Origin of the sequence: Mesotoga sp. UBA5557, from assembly GCF_002425715.1 — a bacterium.
Classification (GTDB): domain Bacteria; phylum Thermotogota; class Thermotogae; order Petrotogales; family Kosmotogaceae; genus Mesotoga.
In genome coordinates this window covers 51,474-70,254 of record NZ_DIMV01000027.1, presented here as the reverse complement: position 1 = coordinate 70,254, position 18,781 = coordinate 51,474, and the positions used below count along the sequence as shown (strand labels likewise).

Below are 18,781 nucleotides of genomic sequence, written 5' to 3'. Positions count from 1 at the left end.
GGCTTGAAAGCATCTAGAAGCACAATAATGATCTTCCTCTCGATATGGGTCTTCTCATACATCCTTGCGGTTATCCTGACGGAAATCATTTCCTCGAACAGCAATGGATATCTGCTCCCTGCGATTTCGAGGAGCCTTCTGTGGCCAATTCTAATCATTGCACACTTTCTTTTCGTAAGGAAGTTCGAAGAAACCGCTTTTGACGGCTTCTGGCTTGTCTCTCTCTATGCCATGCTTGCCGGTTGGATTCTCTTCGCTGCAGTAAATGTGGGTAGCGCATTGCTGATTCTATCAATTCCGATCGTCTTCCTGTCCTTACAGCTCTTCAGGCTGAGCAAGATGAACTACGGCAACTTGTTGAAGCATATCAGATCAAGCTTTCTTGGAAGTCTCACTTTCTCATTAAGTCTTGTAATTCTTGTCTGTAGCCTTTCTTTCTTCTTTTCTTCAGAAGCTGCCTCTGTCTTACTTTTGTTCGCTCTGCTTATCCCATCGGTACTCCTCACCCATTTCAAGGCAGACGTCTTGTCGGGAACCGTCTTCGCATGGTTCTCTTTTGCAGTTGGAATGGCGAACAGCGGAGCCTCTGGTCACATAGCGGTTGCCGGCTTCTCTCTTGGACCAATGTTCATGCTTTTATCTATCTTCTCTTCTTTACTGGCAAGTGAAGATCCATCTAAAAAGGTTTTTGCAACGGTGAATCCAAGTAAGCCAGTAGATGAAGATGATCTCAGAATTCGGCTGGACGCTGACAGGACTAGATCGAAATAGTACCCCTTATTAACGTGACTGCTTCTCCCAGGATTAAAATTCTGTTTTCCTCCAATAATCTGAGCTCGATTTCTCCCATTCTAGAAGAGAGTTGACGGGCCTTGAGAACTCTCTTTCCAAGTTGATTGGACCAGAAAGGACCTAGAACTGTGTGAGCAGATCCGGTTACCGGATCTTCGTTTATGCCTACCCATGGAGCGAAATATCTAGAGTAGAAATCATATCTTTGGTCGCCGGGAGATGTAACGATCAAACCCTTGACTTCAATACCAAAGTCCATCTTCTCAAGAAGATTGAAGTCCGGCAAAATCGCTTCGAGCTCAGAGATTGATGGTATGAAGTAGAGAAGTTTTTCCGTTGCGGGTGAATAGTAGCCTTTCCCTTTCACTCCGATGATACTCTCCAATGCATCATCGATTGGTACCCTAACTGGATCATCTGAAGGGAAATCCATCTCTATCTTTCCATCGACATACCGAACCTTCAGTCTGCCGCTTAGAGTCTCATAGAAGATTTCTCCTTCTATTCCCAGCTCGGTGAATTGTACCCAGGCAGTAGCAAGAGTGGCGTGCCCGCACATCTTCACTTCAGTCTTAGGAGTGAACCACCTCAACCCAAAAGTATTACTCTTCGTCAAAGGATTCACAAAAGCAGTCTCGGAAAGATTCATCTCAGCCGCAATGTTAAGATACTGCCTCTCTTCAATTTCCTTTTCAAGTATACAGACCCCTGCAGGATTTCCACCAAAAGGCACTCCCGTAAATGAATCTACCTGAAAGATCTTCAACAATCTCCCTCCTTCTGCCACAATTATACGTAGTTGATTCACTCCTGTAAAATCCACTTAGGTCATTGGAAACGATCCACCTAGATTCTTTTCAGATCGTTCACATGCAGCGGTAGCCGTTTAATGATACAATCTTATTGAGACAAATTCTCAATAATGGTGATGTCAATGGTTGTTCCACTGTCAAGAATGTGCGAAGGTGAAAAGGGCAAAATCAGAAAATTAGAGCTTCCCCCGATAACGAGGGAGCGGTTATGTGGTCTCGGTTTTGTTAGCGGCGAGGAGATACAGCTGATCAAAGTCGCTCCTTTTGGTGATCCAAAAGTCTACAGAATAAAGGGCACAGATATTACTCTTAGAGATGAAATATCTATGTGGATACTTGTAGAGACATCTTCAATTTCTCTTTCATACGCTTCCAAAGGAGATTACTTGGTTAGTCTCATAAACGGTGGGATGGGATTTAGAGAAAGGCTGCGATTGCTGGGGATCGAAGAAGGCAAAGGACTTACAGTAATCGGTAATCTTGGAAGGCGGATTGAAATCAGCGTTAAAGGCAATTATTCAACGCTTTCGAGAGGTCAGGCGATGCGAATCATAGTCAGGGAGAGATAAACTTATCCGTGAAAAATCAGCCAGATAGAATCGATTCAAAGGAAATTACCGTAGCGCTTCTAGGAAACCCAAACGTTGGAAAGACAAGCATATTTAACAGTCTAACCGGCTCGAGACAGGTTGTTGCGAACTGGCCCGGTGTTACTGTTGAAAAGAGAGCCGGAGTGATGAGGCATCACAATCACACCATAGATGTTGTTGATCTGCCAGGCACTTACACTCTGGGTGCCACCAGTCTTGATGAAAAAATAGCTAGGGATTTCCTTGTGAATGAGAAGCCTGGTGTCGCAATAGTCATAGGTGATGCCGTCAACCTGGAAAGAAGTCTCTATCTTCTTCTTCAAGTTCTTGAGCTTCGCGGAGATGTAGTTCTTGTAGTAAACGCAGTCGACGAAGCGAGGAAAGCAGGCTTTGAGATCGACAAGAACGAGCTTTCGAAGCAGCTTGGCATTCCGGTTGTCGTTACCTCGGCGGTCACAGGCGAAGGTATCGAAGAGCTGAAGAATACTCTTGTGAAGAGCACCAAGAGCAGCAGCCATGTCCACTATCTTTTCTCCGATGAAGTGGAAGCTCACCTTAGGGATCTATCAGAGAGAATAAGGGGAAACCCTTCTCTGGCCGGGTTTGACGAACGTTGGCTTTCGATAAAGCTTCTGGAAAAGGACTATGAAGTTCAAAAAATAACGGGAATAACTCTGGACTACGACTTCTCTGTGGAAATCGCTGAAACTCGCTATAAATATATAAAAAGGATCCTTTCCACATCAGTTAAGGGTAAAGAAAAGATAGGGTGGAATTTTTCCGAAGCAATAGATCACGTTATGACCCATAGATTTCTTGGGATTTTGATATTCCTTGCGATTATGTACATCGTCTTCCAGCTGACCTTCACTATCTCAGGACCCTTATCTATCATGATTGAAGAACTGCTCGGAGGCCTTGGCCGCGCATTTGGCGGCTTCATCGGCGTAGATTGGCTTCGTTCTCTCGTTGTTGAGGGAATAATAGGAGGCGTTGGAGCCGTTTTGGTTTTCGTGCCTAACATTTTCATACTTTTCCTAGCGCTTGGAATTCTTGAAGAAACCGGCTACTTGCCTAGAGCTGCCTTTGTCATTGATAGACTAATGTATTCAATGAAACTCAGCGGGCGCTCCTTCATGTCTATGCTCCTTGGATTTGGATGCAATGTTTCATCTATTATGTCGACAAGATCGATCTCTGAACCAAAAGAGCGAATAGTAACCATTCTTGTCTCACCTTTTATCTCTTGTAGCGCGAAGCTTCCAGTCTATGTTTTGATTGCAGGCACCTTCTTCGGCGCAAGAGCCGGTGTAGTGATTTTCTTTTTGTACGTTTTAAGTATTGTTATAACGGTCCTTTCCGCGCTGCTGATCAACAAGCTCTTCTTCAAGGGCGAGCCCTCCACGTTGATAATGGAGCTTCCACGTTATAGAAAACCGAGGCTAAGTTCATTAATTCTCTATACCTGGAACAAGGGGCGTCACTTTCTCGAAAAGGCTGGTACGATAATACTTGGCGCCTCTGTTGTAATATGGTTTCTCAGTTACTTTCCCACAGAAGGGACAGGGAGTTTCGCAGCCATGATTGGGAAATCACTTGAACCGCTCTTCATACCCCTGGGTTACACGTGGGAAATGATAACCAGTTTGGTTTTCGGAATAGCCGCGAAAGAAGTCATCGTTTCATCGCTCACAACGTTCTTTGGAAATCTTAGCGTCTCAGGAAGCTCTCTTGGTGCTATAAGAACGTTGATTACCCCTGAAATAGCTTTGAGTTTTCTAGTTTTTGTACTTCTGTATGTTCCGTGCATGCCAACACTTGCTGTGATAAAGAATGAAACCGGAAGCTACAAGTATGTATTCTTCTCCGTCTTCTACAGTCTTACAGTTGCCTATACTGTTGCACTAATCGTAAGAGTAGTTGGGGGATTCCTATGAGAGGCAGGTCGATAACATTCTGGCTTATGTTCGGTGGAGTACTCTTTGCAGCTCTCGCGATAAACTCATTTTTCGGATTGCTTCTGACTGATCGCGATCGGTTTCTTGCCATCATCATTGGAATAAACTCCGCTATCTACTTTTTCGGAATCGCTGAGAAGAAAAGCAATGTAAGAAAACGGTATTCGCATCTGTTGGTTGGAAGCTTCTTCTCCTATGTGCTCTCAATATACCAGGTTCTTGTGGTGTTTAGTGTCTGGCTCGAGGGATTACTGATCTCAAGTTGCCTATTGACTATTGAGGTATTGAACCTCCCTCTCATTGTATCCGGCTTTGCCATATCCTTTCTTTTTGACTTCGCAAAGAAACAAATCGAGACAAACAGTTTCTAAGAATTCCATTTGTGGAAACTCTCAAACACTATTTGAGCTTAATGTGGTAATATGATTTGTGTTGTGGAGGTGATTGCATGGCACTCGTTTACGTGGTCGATGACGAGCTGAATGTCAGGCGAATTGTCAAGAAGACCATGGAGAACGAAGACAATGAAGTCCATACTTTCGTGACTGCCGAGGAAGCCCTGGAAGAGATTGAGAAACGAAAGCCAGACCTCCTATTCACAGATCTTAGCTTGCCTTCTATGGATGGAATTCAATTCCTCCAGGAACTCAAGAATAGAGCATATTCAATTCCCGTAATAGTAGTCTCGTCAGACATATCTCCCGAATCAATGAGAAAAGCATTTAAAGCGGGAATAGTGGATTTTCTAACCAAACCGTTCACACCTCAGGAAATCAGAGATGCCTTTGAACTTGCCTTGAGAGAAGAAGACAGTATCTATAAGCGCGCGAGGGAAATCAGAAGATTGATCGAAGATGGCCAAACCGCCAAGGCCGAATCACTGATGAGTGCCCTATTCTCCGACTTCCCTGGGTCACCATTCCCCCACTTTCTTTATGCACTGCTGGTGGCCAAAGATAATCCAAAACTTGCTGCAAAACATCTTAAAGCCTCACTTTCTCTTGATGAGGCTTTCAAAGAAGCTTCTGAAGAGCTGAAGAAGCTGGAGGAGTAAGAGATGCCTTTCATGAAGGGTGCAATCAAGAAGGATGAGTATTACATCGTTATCTTCGGTTGCGGGAGACTTGGATCGAGAATGGCTAACTGGCTCTCTTCAATGGGTTGCAGTGTGGTTGTCGTCGATAGAAACGAGTCTTCTTTCAATGCGCTCTCGTACGAATTCACAGGATTCAACATAATGGGCGACGCAACAGAACTCGATGTACTGAAGGAAGCCAAACTTGACAAGGCCGACGTTGCCCTCGTTCTCACTACGGATGATAATACTAACTTGATGATCTCAATGTCTGCCAAAGAGTACTTCGAAGTTCCAAGAGTTGTGGCAAGAGCTTATGATCCGAATAACATCCAGATGTTCTCCGATTTTGGGATAGAAGTTATTTGTCCAACACTGTTAGCAGTTGAAAGCATCAAGAACGCGTTGTACTTCATCGGCGGTGACGACAAATGAAGATCGTGCTTATCGGGGGCGAGAAGATCGCTTATCACCTGGCAAGGAGATTTCTGAGTAAGGGTCATAACGTGATGATGGTTAATAAGAACGATCGGTTTTGTGACGAAATGGCCAAGAAACTTCGTGCGGTGGTCGTAAGAGGCGATGGCAGCAAAAGATACATTCTTGAGGAACTAGAGCTTGATCGATCGGACCTCTTTGTTGCTTTGACTCCTAATGATCAGGACAATCTCGTTGCGTGCCTAACGGCCTCCAGAGTCTATGGTATCGAGCGCCCGGTAGCTATGGTGAATGATCCAGACAACAAAGCAGTCTTCGAAAAGATGGGAATTAAAAGTGTTGTAAGCCCAACGGAAATACTGGGCGTTGCTCTTGAAGATAGCCTCTTCAGAGAGAATATTACGAACCTCCTTCCTTCCTCGGAGAAAGTCTCGATTCTAAGGATAGAGATGACGGACAAGTCCCCAATAATCGGAGAAGCTATCAAGGATATCCCTCTTCCGGACGAAAGCGTCATAGGTGCGATTGTCAGGGATGACGAAGTGGTCATTCCAAGAGGTAGTACAATCATTGAAAGGGGCGATGTTCTTCTAGTTCTGAGCAGTCCAACCGTTCAATCTTCAGTCTTTGAAACTCTCCTGGGAGAGGTGTAGATGTTTCAAAACATTCTGAAGCAAAGATATAGGCTTGTTTTTGGATACTTGGGGAATCTCTTCATCTTCTTCCCGATACTATTGCTGATTCCCTTGTCATATTGCATTTGGAATCCCTCCACATTTGCCGAGAGTCTTTCCTTCATCGTAACTGCGTTTCTGAGTTTTGTCATGGGGCTTGTTCTTAAAATGACAATGCGAGTTAAACCTGGCTCCGCAATCACAGTTCAAGAGGGCGCGATAGTAGTCCTCTTCTCCTGGATAATCGCAATTCTACTGTCTGCCCTTCCTTTTGTGATCGGGGGTTATCTAGACTTCACACAGGCAGTTTTTGAGTCGACAAGTGGTTGGACAACGACTGGTCTAACCCTTGTGGACGTTGAAGAAATCCCCGGAACGTTTCTGCTTTGGAGAAGCTTGATGCAGTACTTCGGTGGAGCTGGCATTGCAATCATAATGATGTCCGCGATTCTCGGACCTTCGGGGCTCGGTCTTTATAAGGCCGAAGGACGAATGGATAATCTCGTTCCGAATATAAAGAGCTCCACGCGAACTATAGCAGTGATTTACGGTTCATATGCACTGGCAGGAATCGCGATGTACGTGCTAGCTGGAATGAATGTCTTCGATGCTGTAAATCATTCTTTGACGGCTCTGGCAACTGGCGGATTTTCGACTAGAACCGGATCAATAGGGGAATTCAACAGCATCTTCATAGAAATAGTCACTATAGTGTTGATGATACTGGGTGCCACCGGATTCGGAATACATTACGCATTGTGGAAGAAGAATTTCAGAGCCTTCTGGAAAAACGGTGAACCGAAACTGATGTTCGTAATTCTTGCTGTTTTCACACCTCTTCTTATAACCGGTACTCTTACGGTGGTTTACTCATCGGGCGCAGAAAGATTTCGGCACGGCCTGTTTCAAACTGTTTCGGCTCTAACAGGTACCGGTTTCTCTACCGTGGACTTTGTCCCATGGAATCAGTTCGGTATCTATTTGATAGTTTTGTTGATGATTTTCGGTGGAGACCTTGATTCAACCTCGGGAGGCCTCAAGCAATACCGTTTGTTTGCTCTGATCATGATTCTCTGGCTCGAAATCAGACGCTATTTCCTTCCAAAGGATGCGCTTCTCAAACAGGAGATATGGAAAGGTGAAACGAAAAGGTATATAGACGATTCACTGGTCAAAGAGATTCTGTTGGTCTTTTCATTGTACTTCTTCACTTATGCAGTCGGAACAGGAATATTGATGTCATATGGAAACTCGATGGCTCTTTCTGCCTTTGAGTTTGCTTCGGCATTGAGCACTGTTGGCCTTTCGGTAGGTATAACGTCCCCCGGAGCACCGGCCGGACTCCTATGGACCGAGACAATAGGAATGTTTCTCGGAAGGCTTGAATTCGTTGTCGTAATATATGCTATAACTAAACTACTTAGAGATGGAAAGATCATATTCAGAAGACGGAGGAATGCTTAAAGTCATGATTACAAGAATAAAGGGAACTCAGGACATATCTTATGAAGACATTGGATACTGGCATTATGTTGAAGAGGCCATAAGGAATATATCTCATAATTACGCCTTCACTGAAATCAGAACGCCAATCTTTGAAGCGACTGAACTCTTTCAGAGGAGCGTGGGTGAATCTACCGACGTTGTCCAGAAGGAGATGTACACATTTGAAGACAAAGGCGGCAGGTCGATCACTTTGAGACCCGAAGGAACGGCAAGCGTGGCCAGAGCATTCATCGAAAACTCTTTTGTGAACCTCGGGTCGCCTATTAAGCTCTTCTACAACGGGCCGATGTTTCGCTACGAAAAGCCACAAGCCGGTAGACTAAGGCAGTTTCATCAGTTCGGCGCGGAAATACTTGGCTCTGAAAGTCCCTTGGCAGACTTCGAGATAATTGAGATGGCTTACAGCTTCCTCAAAGAATTGAGATTGAACAAAGCGAAGTTATTCATAAACTCTGTCGGCTGTCCTAAGTGCAGAGAGGATTATAAGACGGCTCTCAAAAAATACTACAGTGACAAGCTTCCCGAAATGTGTTCTGACTGTCAGCGTAGGTACGAAACGAATGTCCTAAGACTTCTTGACTGTAAGGTTGATAGAGAACGGGTTGCAGGAGCCCCCAGTATTCTAGATTACCTCGACGTTGACTGTAGAAGTCACTTTGAAGAGCTTCAATGGTACCTCGATAAAGCAGGTATTCAGTATGAGGTTGATCAATTCATGGTCCGCGGACTAGATTATTACAGTAGAACTGCCTTCGAAGTAAGGTCCTCTTCTTTAGGTAGCCAGGATCAGTTAGTCGGTGGGGGTAGATACGACGGTCTTATTGAGTACATTGGAGGAAAGAGCTGCCCCGCAGTTGGTTTTGCGATAGGTCTTGAGAGAATTATAATGCTTCTCAAATCGGAAAACTCGAAAGCCGGTATCCCAAGAGGCCCAGAAGTTGCAGTTCTTACCTTTGGAAGAGAAGAGAGTGTTAAAGGATTCGATTATGCCAGAAGGCTCCGGAAAGCTGGGGTCTCAACTTACGTTGACGTGATGGAAAGAAACATGCGAAACAAAATGAAACATGCTGCAAGAATCGGAGCGAAGATCTCTCTGATTATCGGAAAGGAAGAAATTGAAAGAGATATAGTGACCGTCAGGGTAATGAGTGACGGGTCGCAGTTTCAGGTAGATAGCGACTATATGGTTGACTACGTAGTCGATAAGCTAAGAGATATTACGTAAAACTGCCAATTTAAGTTGTCTGCGAAAGAAAATTGATAATAATCACCTTTAGTCAACTGTAATCACTTGAATTATCTTCCTGGAGTATGTTATCATCTACTCGAGGAGAAACTCATGCCCAGGAGGTTTTCAACATGATTAACGAAGAAATTCAATCTTTTCTAAGTTCCGACCCGACGATTCAGGATCTCCGACGTTTCGCGAAAATGATGGGGATTAACCTTAAGAGAACTATGGGAAAAAAGGATATCTCTCGTGCTCTGAAGAAGCATGCTCAGGAGAGCAAACATGTTTCGAGCGTTGCAGCGACAAAGACTCCCTCAGAGATCCTCCGCCCTTCCAAGCCAGTAAATGCAGAGATCCCATCATCCTACTTTCATGATTTTGTTACTATCCATCCAGTGAATCCTTACTGGGTGTATGTGGAGTGGGATCTTTCTGAACGAACTGCTCGAGATCTTTCGACCTCTCAATTCAGGCTTCTTGTAAGAGTCAGTGATATTACTAACATCATCTACGATGGAAAGAATGCTCACAGATTTAAGGAGTCTGACATCTCTATCGATGCAGGCAACTGGTATTTCCAGGTTGATTTTCCCGATGCAGACTACATTGCCGAGATCGGTTACTACAGTGACGGTCATTTCAAGAGTGTTCTTAAATCTGGAATTACGCGGACACCGAGGAACTCGCCGAAGTTTACCGATAATGAAATCTGGGTAGATCTGAGAAAAGGCTCTAGGAAAGAGTTGAAAGTCTCTCACGAGAGTTCTAGACGTGCGAGAATCACGAAATCTTCGGGACCAACAGGCAATCCTTCTTCTGAAGAGTTCATCAAGACTATCTCGAAGAGCAGAAGCGGGAGATGATTTTATGAGCAGAGGGAGATTCGTATTAATGCTCCATGCGCATTTGCCGTTTATCAACCACCCTGACTTCCCGAGCTTCATGGAAGAGAGATGGCTGTTCGAGGCCATTACAGAGACATATATACCTCTCTTACAGGCTTTCAGAAGGCTGAGGAGTGACGGAGTGAATTTTAAAGTGACGATGAGCATAACTCCGCCTCTGATGGAAATGCTTGCCAATAACGACCTGCAGAAGAAGTATCTCAATTATCTTGGATCATCGATTGAGCTTGCTGGAATAGAGATTTCGAGAACCTCTGCAGAACACCCGGCCGCCAACAGGCTGGCTACGCATTATCTTCATGAACTGGAAGACATTAGGAAAGTCTATGAAGAATGCAACTGCAATCTGGTTGGAGAATTCTCAGGGTTCCAGGATAGCGGAGAATTGGAGATTGTAACATGTAACGCTACTCATGGTTTTCTACCTCTGATGACCAATTTCCCTGAGGCGATAAATGCTCAAATAAGCATCGGAGTTGACTCCTATAGGAGACATGTTGGGAAGGACCCTAGAGGAATCTGGCTGGCCGAGTGTGGTTATGTCCCAGGCTTCGATTCGTATTTGCGCGAACACGGACTTTCTTTCTTCTTTGTTGACTCTCACAGCCTTTGGTACGGAGATCCGGCACCGAGATACGGAGTATACAGACCGGTAGTTACACCAGAGAATGTTTTTGTGCTCGCAAGAGATCCCGAATCAAGTCAACAGGTATGGAGTGCCGAAGTTGGTTATCCCGGTGATTCAAGGTATAGAGAGTTTTATAGAGACGTGGGCTTTGACAGGGAAGAGGACTATATTAGGCCCTACATAGATCCGAGTGGAGAGCGGTGCAACACTGGAATAAAGTATTATAAGATAACTGGCAAAGATGTACCCCTCAACGAAAAGAGCTATTATGACTTGGACGATGCCCGAAGAGCTACTGTAGAACACGCAAAGGATTTCGCAAACAGAAAGAGAGAACAGGTTAGGAGGTTATCCAGTCAGTTTGACGGAGAAGAACCTGTAATCGTTGCTCCTTTCGATGCAGAGTTGTTCGGTCACTGGTGGTATGAAGGTCCTCTGTTCATTGAGGGGCTTTTCAGAGAACTTAACGGAGATGACATTGTTGTTCCTTCAACTCCTCCAGAAGTTATCAACTCAATGGATCAGGCACAGGTAGTCACTCCCAATACCTCTACCTGGGGAGCCAACGGATACAACGAAGTTTGGCTGAATGGTAGAAACGACTGGATATATCGGCATCTGGATGAAGGCTCCAGGAGAATGATTGAACTCGCAAGGAAGTTTGAAAGAACAGACGACGCACTTAGAATCAGGGCGCTAAATCAGATGGCTAGAGAGCTTCTTCTTGCTCAGTCAAGCGACTGGGCATTCATCATAACAACTAACACGACAGTGGAATACGCTGTTAACAGAACCAAGACTCATATTGACAGGCTGCTGAGGCTCTATGGAGAAATCGAGAGTAATTCGATAGATGAAAGCAGACTGAAAACCCTGGAATGGATTGACTCCATATTTCCGCACATTGACTTCAGGGTCTACGCTAAGCAGGTCGGTTAGTTAAATCCATCATTTTTCTTGACGTTGCGCCGATTACAAGAGCAAACTTACTATGGTATAATTCGTGAAGCCGGGGGAGGCATGAACCTCCCCCTCTTGGTTGTAGAGTATTTGGTGCTTGGAGGGAGTTGAAAAGTAAATGCCAAAGAAGAAATCCAGAGGAAATCCTAATTTCATGAAATCTATTCAACGGCCTGTCGTTTGGGCAGTAGCTGTACTCTTTGGAGTTGGAATTATTTGGTGGTCCGTTGCCCAGTATATTGGAAGCGGCTCTCAGGGAAATCAACAGAACACAGGAGCTACGGTCAATTTCAGCGAAACCGTTGGAGGGCTCACAAAGGACGGTACACCTCTTTCTGATCCAAATTACTGGATTACCTATTCAGAGTACGAAACATCGGTACGCGACACACTAACGAACCTGAGAAGCCAGGGGTATACCCTAGATCCGTATTTTGAGATGGAAAACTATCCCAGCGAAATGGGAATTAGATACGACATATTCATGTCATTGATCGATCAGAAGACACTGCTTCTCTATGCAACAGAGAATGAAGTCCTTCCGACGACTGCACAGGTCGAGTCTGAGACAAAGAGGATAGTTGATCAGTATGTTGCAGATGAAGAAACCAGATCCGCAATAATCTACCAGTACGGTTCTGTCGATGCCTTCTCAGCGCTCATCAAAGACTATGTGGCAACGCAGTTGCTAACTGTGAATGTCGCAAACAAGGCGATTCCAGACATGAATAGTCGCTTCCAGACTTTTGTTGAAGAGAATCTAGAAGGTTTGAAGTTCGATTATGAGAGGGTAGATGCAGACCATATCCTTGTTTCTGATGAAGCGAGCGCAGTCGAAATAAAGGCGATGATTGAGAATGGTGAGGTCTCATTTGCCGAAGCCGCTACTAGGTATTCGATAGACACAGGTACTGCAGCCAGTGGCGGTGCCCTTGGGGAGTTCAGAAGAGGAGAGATGGTTCCCGAATTCGAAGATGCTTCTTTTGACGCAACTCCCGGCGTTTTGGTCGGCCCTGTCGAGTCACAATTCGGATACCACCTTATACTTGTAAACAACAAATCTACATTCGACAGCTTCGAGGAATTCGTTAACACCCCTTCTTATCAGACTGAGATGAATCAGTTTGAGAACGCTGAATTCGACAGATGGATCGCAGAATACAGAGTGGAGAATAATCTATCGCATGTGATAAACGATCCCGATCTTCAGATGTATTCCAAGTATGATGAAGCAAGAAGAGACAGACAGGAGGCCAAGAGATTTCTGGAAGAACTCGAAAGCGACTATTTTGACGAATCCGGAAATGTCCTCATAGGCGAATCGTACCTTCCGGTTGTCTTCTATACGCAGTTAGTTGAGGACGAGGTAACCAACCTCAGATATCAGGTGTTCGATTTGGAAGATCTAGAGGATCTCTTGTTGGCTCTTCCAGCAACCGCAACATCGATGTCGATCGAGGATATTAACGATCAGCTTGAAACAATTCCGGCAACAAACACTGAATTGAGAAGTGTTCTTTCTGAAGCTAAAAGGGCCAGAGAATACATGACAGAATTCAGTGTTGAGAGTTTGGAAGAAGTTCAGGAGATGCTGGCAGATAAGCGGAAAGTCTATGACGAAACGAACTCCCGTTTCGAGAGCTCTGTTAGATACCTCTATTCTGTAATGCCCAACTCAACAAAAGTCGTAAACTATATGTACCAGATAGACGGCAATAATCCAGAAGTCGCATACATGTACAACGAGAACTCCTACAACATGAACGTGAGGCCTCTGCTGGAGAACCCCGCCTTGCTGGACAGCTATCTTCAATACTATAGTGAGTACTTTGGAGCGCAGGCTAGATCTCTCTTGATTGACTCTCCTATTCAGAGCATAGAAGGAGATCTGAATCGAAAGGTAATTAACTCTACAGAAGCCGCGACGGATCTGAAGATTAGTGCGCTTTATCTGCTTGTTGACATCTATGAGAAGATGGCAAATCTGGAGCAAAACGAACCGCTAATGGAGATCTACCTTATGGCGGAAAAGCATTACCTGGAGAAGCTTCTGGAATTTAATCCGGAAGACGAGGCTATCAGGAGTCTAATTGAGACTATCGAATTCTATATCTCAGAACTGAACGCTAGCCAAACGATCGATGCAACCGAGACAGCTGACTCAACGGAGTTCGAAACCTCTAGCGACATAGACCATGACACCGAAGTTACTCCAGGCGAATTGAGTGTTCCATTTGAAATCGAGGCACCTTCACAAATAGGAGATGTCGATCTGGACGTAAGTCTTGATAGCGAAGGACCGAACGAGACAAATAACTAGTCATAAGAAAGGGTGGCGATAGCCACCCTTTTCTGGCTGGGGCGGCAGGATTCGAACCTACGGATGTCAGAGCCAAAATCTGATGCCTTACCAACTTGGCTACGCCCCACAGCAAATAGATTCTAACATCGACTATTTGTGGTGTCAATGATTTGGAGTGATTCTATGGCTAACCACGAGATTTTCGTAAAGGAATTGAATAAGAAGATTCCAGTAACCAAAGAGACTACTTTCTATGAACTTTCCAAAATGTGTGACAGCTTCCACAGAGCTCCCATTATGGCCGCAAAATCAGGCAATGCTTTGATAGAGCTTTGCAGAAAGGCAAACGAAGAACAGGAAGTAGAGTTCGTAGATCTGTCTTCTCTAGACGGGTTAAGAATCTACACAAGGGGAACTCTCTTCATTCTCTTCATAGCAATCAGAGAGCTCTTTGGAGCTGTGCAACTAAACGTCCATCACTCAAGAGGCTCTGGCCTTGTCTGTGATATTGAGGGTGTAGAGCCTACTTCGGATAATCTGAAGACAATTGAAGACAAGATGAGACAGCTTGTTGAAGAGAACCATGTCTTCGAAAAGGGAACGTTGGGCAAATTTGAGGCCATTAGGATGTTCAACGAAGATGGGCAGAGAGACAAGGCTCTTCTGTTCAAATACCGAAAGAAGTCAACCGTGAACATTTACAGATGTAAGGGATACCTAAATTACTTCTATGGATATATGCCCTTTTCGACAGGTGCGGTTAAGAACTTCGCGCTAATTCCGTATGGAGAATACTTCATTCTGAACCTTCCCAATACCGAAGAGCCAGACAGACTACCAGTATTTGTTGATCAGCCAAAGATCTCAACAGTCTTTCTGGAGCACGAGAAATGGGGGAAGATTCTTGGTGTTAAGACCGTGGGCGAGCTGAACGAAATAATAAGCAGAGGTCCAAAGGAGATAAGAGAGATAATCAATATTGCGGAATCTCTCCATGAAAAGAAGATCGCTGCGATTGCAGATCTCATAGCCGCACACAAAGAGCCTAGTCTTATCCTTATAGCCGGCCCTTCAAGCTCGGGCAAGACTACCTTTTCTCAGAGGCTGATGCTGCATCTAAAAGTACTGGGGATGAAACCTATACAGATATCTATTGACGACTACTTCGTCGATAGAGAGAAGACTCCGAGAGATGAAAACGGAAACTATGATTTCGAATCGATTTATGCTCTCAACATAGAGCTATTTAACGAACAGATTTCACAGCTGCTTGACGGAAAAGAAGTCTTGCTTCCAAAGTTTGACTTCATTCTTGGAAAGAGCGGATTTCATGACAAACCTATCAGGATCTCCGAGGGTCAGCCTGTCATAATCGAGGGAATTCACGGCCTAAATGAGCTGCTCAGCAGTTCCGTACCTCACGAGAGAAAGTTCAAAATATACGTCAGCGCTCTGACGCAGATGAATCTCGATAACCTGAACAGAATACCTACTACTGATGTCAGATTATTGCGTAGAATCGTGCGTGACAATCGATTCAGAGGGCACTCGGCGCTCGATACAATAAGAATGTGGTCAAGCGTTAGGAGGGGAGAAGACAAGTATATCTTTCCCTTCCAGGAAGAGGCGGATGTGATGTTCAATTCTGCAATTGTATACGATTTGGCAGCATTGAAAGCATTCGCAGAACCTTTGCTAGTTCAGATAGACGATTCGGTACCAGAGTATCTTGAAGCTAAGAGGCTTCTGAGGTTCATAGATTACGTGCTCCCCATGACGAATCTGGAGGATATTCCGAGAACCTCCATTATAAAGGAGTTCATAGGCGGCAGTGTATTCGGTTCCTAAGAGGTGAAGGCATGCACGGAGTTGATGAAGAGACCAGGAAAGCGGTCTTGAATAGGTTGAAGAGGATCGAAGGCCAGATCAGAGGCTTGCAGAAAATGGTTGAAAACGACAGGGTTTGCGGAGACATTCTTACTCAGGTCTCTGCAGTGAACTCGGCTCTTTCAAGAGTATCGGAGATGATTGTCAAAGGCTACGCAAGAAAGTGCGTTGTCGAAGCCAGTGAATCTGGCCAGATCGAAGAACTCGATAGCCTGATTGAGAACATAATAAAACTTAGAGGAGTCTAGATGATTGAATACGGTGACAAAGTACTGATCCTGCTTGAAGATGAAGAAACAAAGTACTTCTCTGAAGTCGAGAAAGGGACAGTTCTCAAAACTCACTATGGAAACCTAATGATTGATTCAATTGTGGGCAAGGAATTCGGAGAAAGGATCAGTCTTGGTCTGAGAGATGCGTATTTGATAAAACCGTCTATCATCGACGGAATCTTTTCGTTGAGAAGATCAACTCAGATCGTTTACCCGAAGGATATTGCGTTCATTCTCTTAAATCTGGACATAAAACCGGGTGACGTTGTCTACGAAGCCGGAACGGGTACTGGCGTAATGACTTCAGTCTTCTCTCGTCAAGTAGGTGAGTCTGGCAGAGTCGTCACCTTCGAGAAGAGATCAGACTTCTTAGAGAAGGCCAAGAAAAATGTCGGGCACCTTGGATTTGCAGAAAGGGTGAACTTCGTAGCGGGAGATATTGTAGAATGCAAAGACAGTAAGATAGCCGATGCCTTCTTTCTCGATGTTCCCGAACCTTCTACTTCTCTTGAGACTTCGACAACTATCCTGAAGAGAAGCGGTAGGATCTGCGTTCTATGCCCTACAGCCAACCAGGTTCAAGAAACGATCGGGATTCTTAGGAATCTAGGAGTTATCGATGTTCAGGTATGGGAGATAATGGCAAGAAGCTATAAGACCAATCCCGAAAGGTTTAGGCCGGAAGACAGAATGGTCGGCCATACTACATACCTGGTGTTCGGTATAAAAGTAGAAGGGAGGAAGTTGCATGACTAAGAAGAAAGCCTTTAGGATAACGGCGTCGATCGCGGTTCTTATTGCGGTCTTCTTCCTGGGGGCATTTACAACTATGACGGACGATGAGATGTTCGAGAAGTTCAGTCCTGTGTTTCAGATACTTACATATATAGATCGAAACTACTACGACATTGAAAAGGTAGATTATGACGCGATTCTAGATGAGACTCTGACAGGTACGATGCGTGGACTCGATGATCCATTTGCATGGTATTTTGATCCCGTTCAAACCAGGGAGAATGAGCTTGACACAAGCTCCAAGTATGGTGGTATTGGTTCTACTGTTCAGTACAACATTCAATTTGATTGTCTTGAAGTGGTGGCACCTATGGCCGGGAGCCCGTCAGAAAGAGTGGGCCTAAGACCCGGCGACTTGATTCTTACAATAGATGGAGTACCAATTTCCGATGTCGGCTATTACGGTGCCGTCAACATGCTCAGAGGAGACCCCGATACCCAAGTGGTTTTGGAGGTCTACAGAGAAACTCTCACTGAGCCTTTCTTCGTTGAAATTACCAGGGCATTCATTGAAATAAGGAGCGTAAAGAGTGAGTTGATAGATATTGAAGATATCGAAATCTCTTATATACACATTACGGGCTTCAACGCGCCAACCTACGATGAATTCCAGGATGCGCTAAACCTTAGCAGAAACAGCGAGGCCTACATAATCGATCTGCGAAACAACCCTGGCGGACTTCTGCAAAGTGTTCTGAACATCTCATCTCTCATTCTGCCCAAAGGCCAGAGAGTAATAACGATTAGGTACAGAGACGGTCAGGAAGAAATATACAACTCATGGGGATCCAGATACAATGCCTACTTCAAAGACAAACCAATCGTTGTGCTTGTTAATGAAGGAAGCGCATCGGCCTCAGAGATACTTACTGGAGCGTTGAAAGATCACGGACTGGCAACGGTTATCGGAACAAAGACCTTTGGGAAGGCTGCAGTTCAGACTGTTTTCAATCTTTCCAATGGAGGCGAAATATGGCTGCCAACTGCTCATTATTTCACTCCAGATGGTAATGATATTCATCTTCAGGGTATAGAACCAGATATCATCGTTGAACCGGGTGATGATGTCCTTGAAGAGAACGGAAGCGAACTAACACTATCCAAAGCCACTATAGACATCGAACATGATCTTCAACTCTTAAAAGCAATCGAGATAGTCCTCGAAAGTCTAGGAGTGAAGACCGTAAATTGAGAATCGCAAGTTTGCCAATCGTAATTTCGCTAATTGCCCTGATTTTCGGGCTTTTGGTGATATTGTATGTTAATCTGGAAGCTCTTCAGAATATCGGGAGACGGAGTGCCGCTCCCGACTTCTTTCTTAGAAACAAGTTTCTGCCGGTGCTTGAAGGTTTCAAGAATCATCTCGAAGCAGTTGAGGAGTTCAGCTCTGTACTTAAACAGCTAGAGAAGGAAAACGTAGGACCCTGGATAATGTCTACTGAAAACGGGGTGAGAACGTTTGTCAGTCCATACTTTGAAACCTTCTCGAGATTGCAGACACTTTTTGTCATTGAAAGCGGAAAACAAGGTTCAAGAGAAAGAGAGACAATCGACTTTTTCGGTTCAGCTGTAACCAGGCTGGAGTTCATCGACTACGGAGCTTTCCGACTAAGTTATATCCCCGGCTACACAATCGTTATGGAATCAGACTTCAATTCATTGCAGGAAGAAGGGTTCGAATTCGCCAAAGTCCATTATATGAACTCTTTCAGTCCTGGAAGGTTCGTTTCAGATGTTTTCTCTGGCAGTGGGCCCATTGTGGTTCTCAGAGAAGGCGCGACTATTAGCGAATCCTTCTTACAGACGGTTGAGAGATACTCGATACCATTTCTTCCGGTCAGATATTTTCTTATCAGGGACTGAACACTCAGTTTTGGTCGCTTAATATCGATCTCTGGCCATGCAAAAGTTGATATACTAGAGTTGCTTGTTCAATTTAGAAGAAATGACTGAGAG

Annotated in this window: 18 protein-coding genes and 1 tRNA gene; 17 read left to right on the top strand and 2 right to left on the bottom strand. The window is 44.6% G+C overall.

Annotation, left to right across the window (positions count from 1 at the left end):
- The first annotated feature begins 3 nt into the window (after positions 1 to 3).
- Positions 4 to 771: a hypothetical protein gene (locus B3157_RS03385; RefSeq protein ID WP_292588830.1), complete on the top strand. Its 768-nt coding sequence runs from the start codon at positions 4 to 6 to the stop codon at positions 769 to 771.
- Here B3157_RS03385 and B3157_RS03380 read toward each other — a convergent pair.
- Positions 758 to 1,558, bottom strand: a complete 801-nt coding sequence (locus B3157_RS03380; protein WP_292588828.1) for a PhzF family phenazine biosynthesis protein — start codon at positions 1,556 to 1,558, stop codon at positions 758 to 760. The two genes, B3157_RS03385 and B3157_RS03380, sit on opposite strands and share 14 nt — an antisense overlap.
- Positions 1,559 to 1,726: 168 nt before the next feature.
- Between B3157_RS03380 and B3157_RS03375 the strand changes: the two genes are divergently transcribed.
- From B3157_RS03375 to B3157_RS03325, 11 genes are all read left to right on the top strand, one after another.
- Positions 1,727 to 2,173: a FeoA family protein gene (locus tag B3157_RS03375; protein ID WP_214060059.1), complete on the top strand. Its 447-nt coding sequence runs from the start codon at positions 1,727 to 1,729 to the stop codon at positions 2,171 to 2,173.
- 8 nt (positions 2,174 to 2,181) lie between these two features.
- Positions 2,182 to 4,131 carry a ferrous iron transport protein B gene (gene feoB, locus B3157_RS03370; protein WP_292588825.1) on the top strand — a complete coding sequence of 650 codons (1,950 nt, stop codon included), beginning with the start codon at positions 2,182 to 2,184 and terminating at the stop codon, positions 4,129 to 4,131.
- Entirely contained in the window at positions 4,128 to 4,523 is a 396-nt protein-coding gene (locus B3157_RS03365) for a hypothetical protein (RefSeq protein ID WP_214078603.1), read from the top strand. Before feoB ends, B3157_RS03365 begins: the two co-directional genes overlap by 4 nt.
- A gap of 77 nt (positions 4,524 to 4,600) precedes the next feature.
- Positions 4,601 to 5,206 carry a response regulator gene (locus tag B3157_RS03360; RefSeq protein WP_099829153.1) on the top strand — a complete coding sequence of 202 codons (606 nt, stop codon included), beginning with the start codon at positions 4,601 to 4,603 and terminating at the stop codon, positions 5,204 to 5,206.
- Positions 5,207 to 5,209: 3 nt separating this feature from the next.
- Positions 5,210 to 5,662 carry a potassium channel family protein gene (locus B3157_RS03355; protein WP_099829154.1) on the top strand — a complete coding sequence of 151 codons (453 nt, stop codon included), beginning with the start codon at positions 5,210 to 5,212 and terminating at the stop codon, positions 5,660 to 5,662.
- On the top strand, positions 5,659 to 6,318 hold the full coding sequence (locus B3157_RS03350; RefSeq protein ID WP_214061300.1) for a potassium channel family protein: 660 nt from the start codon (positions 5,659 to 5,661) through the stop codon (positions 6,316 to 6,318). The genes B3157_RS03355 and B3157_RS03350 overlap by 4 nt, the downstream gene beginning before the upstream one ends.
- Positions 6,319 to 7,803 (top strand): TrkH family potassium uptake protein, encoded by a 1,485-nt coding sequence (locus tag B3157_RS03345; protein ID WP_292588819.1) that lies wholly within the window; start codon positions 6,319 to 6,321, stop codon positions 7,801 to 7,803. It begins immediately after the preceding gene.
- Positions 7,796 to 9,070, top strand: coding sequence for a histidine--tRNA ligase (gene hisS / locus B3157_RS03340; protein ID WP_292588817.1), 1,275 nt, complete (start codon positions 7,796 to 7,798; stop codon positions 9,068 to 9,070). Before B3157_RS03345 ends, hisS begins: the two co-directional genes overlap by 8 nt.
- A 134-nt stretch (positions 9,071 to 9,204) precedes the next feature.
- On the top strand, positions 9,205 to 9,939 hold the full coding sequence (locus B3157_RS03335) for a DUF4912 domain-containing protein (RefSeq protein WP_292588815.1): 735 nt from the start codon (positions 9,205 to 9,207) through the stop codon (positions 9,937 to 9,939).
- A gap of 4 nt (positions 9,940 to 9,943) precedes the next feature.
- Positions 9,944 to 11,548: a glycoside hydrolase family 57 protein gene (locus B3157_RS03330; RefSeq protein WP_292588813.1), complete on the top strand. Its 1,605-nt coding sequence runs from the start codon at positions 9,944 to 9,946 to the stop codon at positions 11,546 to 11,548.
- A 139-nt stretch (positions 11,549 to 11,687) separates the two neighbouring features.
- The gene (locus B3157_RS03325; RefSeq protein ID WP_292588811.1) at positions 11,688 to 13,889 is read left to right on the top strand and encodes a peptidylprolyl isomerase; all 2,202 of its coding nucleotides are present in this window, start codon (positions 11,688 to 11,690) and stop codon (positions 13,887 to 13,889) included.
- A 33-nt stretch (positions 13,890 to 13,922) separates the two neighbouring features.
- Here B3157_RS03325 and B3157_RS03320 read toward each other — a convergent pair.
- Positions 13,923 to 13,998, bottom strand: a tRNA-Gln gene (locus B3157_RS03320).
- 56 nt (positions 13,999 to 14,054) lie between these two features.
- Between B3157_RS03320 and B3157_RS03315 the strand changes: the two genes are divergently transcribed.
- From B3157_RS03315 to B3157_RS03295, 5 genes are read left to right on the top strand one after another with little or no spacing between them, the layout of a single operon-like run.
- Positions 14,055 to 15,719 (top strand): nucleoside kinase, encoded by a 1,665-nt coding sequence (locus B3157_RS03315; RefSeq protein WP_292588809.1) that lies wholly within the window; start codon positions 14,055 to 14,057, stop codon positions 15,717 to 15,719.
- An 11-nt stretch (positions 15,720 to 15,730) separates the two neighbouring features.
- Positions 15,731 to 16,006: a metal-sensitive transcriptional regulator gene (locus tag B3157_RS03310; protein WP_099829161.1), complete on the top strand. Its 276-nt coding sequence runs from the start codon at positions 15,731 to 15,733 to the stop codon at positions 16,004 to 16,006.
- Positions 16,007 to 16,786, top strand: a complete 780-nt coding sequence (locus B3157_RS03305) for a tRNA (adenine-N1)-methyltransferase (protein ID WP_292588807.1) — start codon at positions 16,007 to 16,009, stop codon at positions 16,784 to 16,786.
- Positions 16,779 to 18,017, top strand: a complete 1,239-nt coding sequence (locus tag B3157_RS03300; protein WP_214060500.1) for a S41 family peptidase — start codon at positions 16,779 to 16,781, stop codon at positions 18,015 to 18,017. The genes B3157_RS03305 and B3157_RS03300 overlap by 8 nt, the downstream gene beginning before the upstream one ends.
- Positions 18,014 to 18,688, top strand: a complete 675-nt coding sequence (locus B3157_RS03295; protein ID WP_214060501.1) for a hypothetical protein — start codon at positions 18,014 to 18,016, stop codon at positions 18,686 to 18,688. The genes B3157_RS03300 and B3157_RS03295 overlap by 4 nt, the downstream gene beginning before the upstream one ends.
- The last annotated feature ends 93 nt before the right edge of the window (positions 18,689 to 18,781 follow it).